The organism is Streptomyces sp. NPDC060209 (genome assembly GCF_042728155.1).
Classification (GTDB): Bacteria; Actinomycetota; Actinomycetes; order Streptomycetales; family Streptomycetaceae; genus Streptomyces.
This window is the reverse complement of the sequence record NZ_JBHWZS010000508.1, coordinates 1-3,301: the sequence shown is the minus strand read 5'-3', so window position 1 is coordinate 3,301 and position 3,301 is coordinate 1. Positions and strand designations below refer to the sequence as shown.

Annotated in this window: 4 protein-coding genes and 1 pseudogene; all 5 read left to right on the top strand. The window is 71.2% G+C overall.

Translation table 11 applies throughout. From position 1 onward, the window contains the following. Nucleotides 1–74 (top strand): annotated as a pseudogene (locus ACFWFI_RS41930) (3-dehydroquinate dehydratase); the annotation flags it as partial. Between the two features lie 107 nt (nt 75–181). Further along, the gene (locus ACFWFI_RS41925; protein WP_387401092.1) at nt 182–1,006 is read left to right on the top strand and encodes a Pro-rich N-terminal domain-containing protein; all 825 of its coding nucleotides are present in this window, start codon (nt 182–184) and stop codon (nt 1,004–1,006) included. 68 nt (nt 1,007–1,074) lie between these two features. Next, nucleotides 1,075–2,181 (top strand): M24 family metallopeptidase, encoded by a 1,107-nt coding sequence (locus ACFWFI_RS41920; RefSeq protein ID WP_387401090.1) that lies wholly within the window; start codon nt 1,075–1,077, stop codon nt 2,179–2,181. 72 nt (nt 2,182–2,253) lie between these two features. Continuing rightward, entirely contained in the window at nt 2,254–2,820 is a 567-nt protein-coding gene (gene efp / locus ACFWFI_RS41915) for an elongation factor P (protein WP_266808955.1), read from the top strand. Nucleotides 2,821–2,822: 2 nt separating this feature from the next. Next, nucleotides 2,823–3,254 (top strand): transcription antitermination factor NusB, encoded by a 432-nt coding sequence (gene nusB, locus ACFWFI_RS41910; RefSeq protein ID WP_031097763.1) that lies wholly within the window; start codon nt 2,823–2,825, stop codon nt 3,252–3,254. Nucleotides 3,255–3,301 lie beyond the last annotated feature (47 nt).

Below are 3,301 nucleotides of genomic sequence, written 5' to 3'. Positions count from 1 at the left end.
GCACGGTGGCAGGGTTCGGGATCGGCTCCTACCGGCTCGCCCTGCGGGCCCTGGCCGACGAACTGACGGACTGACACCGGGCACTTCGTACCTTCCCCGCCCGTTCACCGCGTGGCGGCCGGGGAAGGTACGGTTGCCGTCGACCAGCGCCAGTTGCCTGTACGAGACGGAGTGGCACCGGATGCAGCACGCAGTGGGGGCCCCGCTGCCGCCGCCCCAGGGTCCCGGAAACGGACCGTGGACGCACCAGGCCCAGCACTCAGGCCACCCCGGCCAAGCGGGGCCGCCTCCTCCTCCCATGGCGCCAGGGCCCCAGCCGCCGGCGCCCCAGCCGCCCGCGCACCAGCACGCCCCGGTCCCGCCCTCCAGGGAGACCACCGGGCACGTCCAGCTGCCGCCCGGCGGTCCCGTCCCGCTGCCCGCGCCGCCCGCGGAGCCGGGCACCGGCGCCGCGACCCTGGCCGTGCTCCTGATCGGACCGGCCGGAGCGGGCAAGACCACGGTCGCCAAGCTCTGGGCGGGCCGCCGCAGGGTCCCCACCGCGCACGTGTCCCTGGACGACGTCCGCGAGTGGGTCTGCTCCGGTTTCGCCGACCCGCAGGCCGGATGGAACGACCACTCCGAGGCCCAGTACCGCCTGGCCCGGCGCACCTGCGGCTTCGCCGCCCGTAATTTCCTGGCCAACGGCATCTCCTGCATCCTCGACGACGCCGTCTTCCCCGACCGGCCCGTCGTCGGCCTCGGCGGCTGGAAGCGCCATGTGGGCCCCGGGCTGCTGCCCGTGGTCCTCCTGCCCGGTCTGGAGGTCGTCCTGGAGCGCAACGCGGCCCGCAGCGGGAACCGCAGGCTCTCCGACGAGGAGGTCGCCCGGATCCACGGCCGTATGGCCGGCTGGTACGGCTCCGGCCTGCCGATCATCGACAACTCCACCTACGACGTCGAGACGACCGCACGGGTCCTCGACGACGTCCTGGCGCGTTCCATAGCCAGCCCGCCGGCCTGGTAGCGACCGCGCGGTTCCCGGTCGGGTGCGCTGACCGGGCGGGGCCCGGCCCGCGCTCGTAGGCTCGGAACATGTCAGAGGTGTACGCCGTCCGACGCGGGCTGCTGCGGGACCGGTTCGCCGCCGCCGGATCCGCGGCCGCCCTGGTCTCCCGCCCCGCGAACGTCCGCTATCTGGCGGGCGGGGCCCCGCCCGGCGCCGTGCTGCTGCTCGGCCCCGGCGAGGACGTCCTGCTCTGCCCCCGAGCACCGACCGGGGACCCCGCCCACGGACGCCCCGACGAGCAGCTGCGACTGACCGTCCTCCCGGAGGCCGACGGCGACCCGGTCGTCGCGGCGGCCGGCCTCGCCGGCGGCCTGCACACCGACTCCCTGGCGGTCGAGGAACACGACCTGACGGTCTCCCGCCACCGTGCCATGAGTTCCGTCGCCCCACGCCTGCGCCTGCGCGACCTCGGCAGCACCGTGGAGCAGCTGCGCCTGGTGAAGGACGAGGAGGAGATCGCCTGCCTGCGGATCGCCGCGGAGATCACCGACCAGGCCCTCGGTGAACTCCTCGAATCCATCCTGGTGGGGCGTACCGAACGCCATCTCGCCCTGGAGCTGGAGCGCCGGCTGGTGGACCACGGTGCCGACGGGCCGGCGTTCGCCACCTCCGTGGGGACGGGCCCCCACTCGGGGCAGGGCCGCCACCGGCCCACCGACCGCAGGGTCGAGGAAGGCGATTTCCTTTCCGTCTGCCTGGGAGCGAACTACCGCGGATACCGTTGCGAGATCGGCCGGACCTTCGTCATCGGGACCAGTCCCGCGGACTGGCAGATCGAGCTCTACGACCTTGTTTTCGCCGCTCAGCGGGCCGGACGGGAGGCTCTTCTCCCTGGAGCCGCCTACCGCGACGTGGACCGTGCGGCCCGCCATCTGCTGGACTCGGCGGGCCACTCGGACGGCCTCCCGCCCAGCACCGGGCACGGGGTCGGACTCGAAATCGACGAGGACCCGCAGTTCGCACCGACAGCCATGGGTAAACTGGACGCTTGTGTGCCGGTCACCGTCGAACCGGGGGTCCACCTCCCGGGCCGGGGCGGTGTCCGGATCGATGACACGCTCGTCGTGCGCCCCGAGGCGGACGGCGGACCCGAGCTACTCACCATTACGACCAAGGAGCTGCTCGCGCTCTAGGGGATTCCTCGCGGAGACCCCGGCGCGCATCCTTGGCCGTCCACCAGCTTCAGTCCAGGAGATTCCGCAACCGTGGCTTCCACGAACGACCTCAAGAACGGCCTGGTGCTCAAGCTCGACGGAGGCCAGCTCTGGTCCGTCGTCGAGTTCCAGCACGTCAAGCCCGGCAAGGGCCCCGCCTTCGTGCGCACCAAGCTCAAGAACGTGCTCTCCGGCAAGGTCGTCGACAAGACGTTCAACGCCGGCGTGAAGGTCGAAACGGCCACCATCGACCGCCGGGACATGCAGTTCTCGTACATGGACGGCGAGTACTTCGTCTTCATGGACATGAACACGTACGACCAGCTCATGGTCGACCGCAAGGCCGTCGGCGACGCCGCCAACTTCCTGATCGAGGGCTTCACCGCCTCCGTCGCGCAGCACGAGGGCGAGGTGCTCTACGTCGAGCTGCCCGCCGCGGTCGAGCTGACCATCCAGCACACCGACCCGGGTGTCCAGGGCGACCGCTCCACCGGTGGCAGCAAGCCCGCCACCCTGGAGACCGGCTACGAGATCGGTGTCCCGCTCTTCATCAGCACCGGCGAGAAGATCAAGGTCGACACCCGTACGGGCGACTACCTCGGCCGGGTGAACAGCTAACCGTGGCTGCCCGGAACAAGGCCCGCAAGCGCGCCTTCCAGATCCTTTTCGAGGCCGACCAGCGCGGTGAGTCCGTGCAGACGGTCCTCGCGGACTGGGTGCGGCTCTCGCGGACCGACGACCGTCAGCCGCCGGTCGGCGAATTCACGATGGAGCTCGTCGAGGGGTACGCGCAGTACGCGGACCGCATCGACGACCTCATCGTCACCTACGCCGTCGACTGGGAGATCGACCGCATGCCGGTCGTCGACCGGAGCATCCTGCGGCTCGGCGCGTACGAGCTGATCTGGATGGACTCGACCCCGGACGCCGTGGTGATCGACGAGGCGGTCCAGCTCGCCAAGGAGTTCTCCACGGACGACTCCCCGGCTTTCGTGAACGGCCTGCTGGCCCGGTTCAAGGACCTCAAGCCGAATCTCCGCCGGGAGCAGTGATCCTCCCGCGGCGTTGAGCCGAACGAAGGGCCCACGGTCGATGCGAC

What these genes read in the sequence shown, in the direction of transcription:
- ACFWFI_RS41925 (WP_387401092.1), top strand. Translation starts at nt 182, where the DNA reads ATGCAGCACGCAGTGGGGGCCCCGCTGCCGCCGCCCCAGGGTCCCGGA.
- ACFWFI_RS41920 (WP_387401090.1), top strand. Translation starts at nt 1,075, where the DNA reads ATGTCAGAGGTGTACGCCGTCCGACGCGGGCTGCTGCGGGACCGGTTC.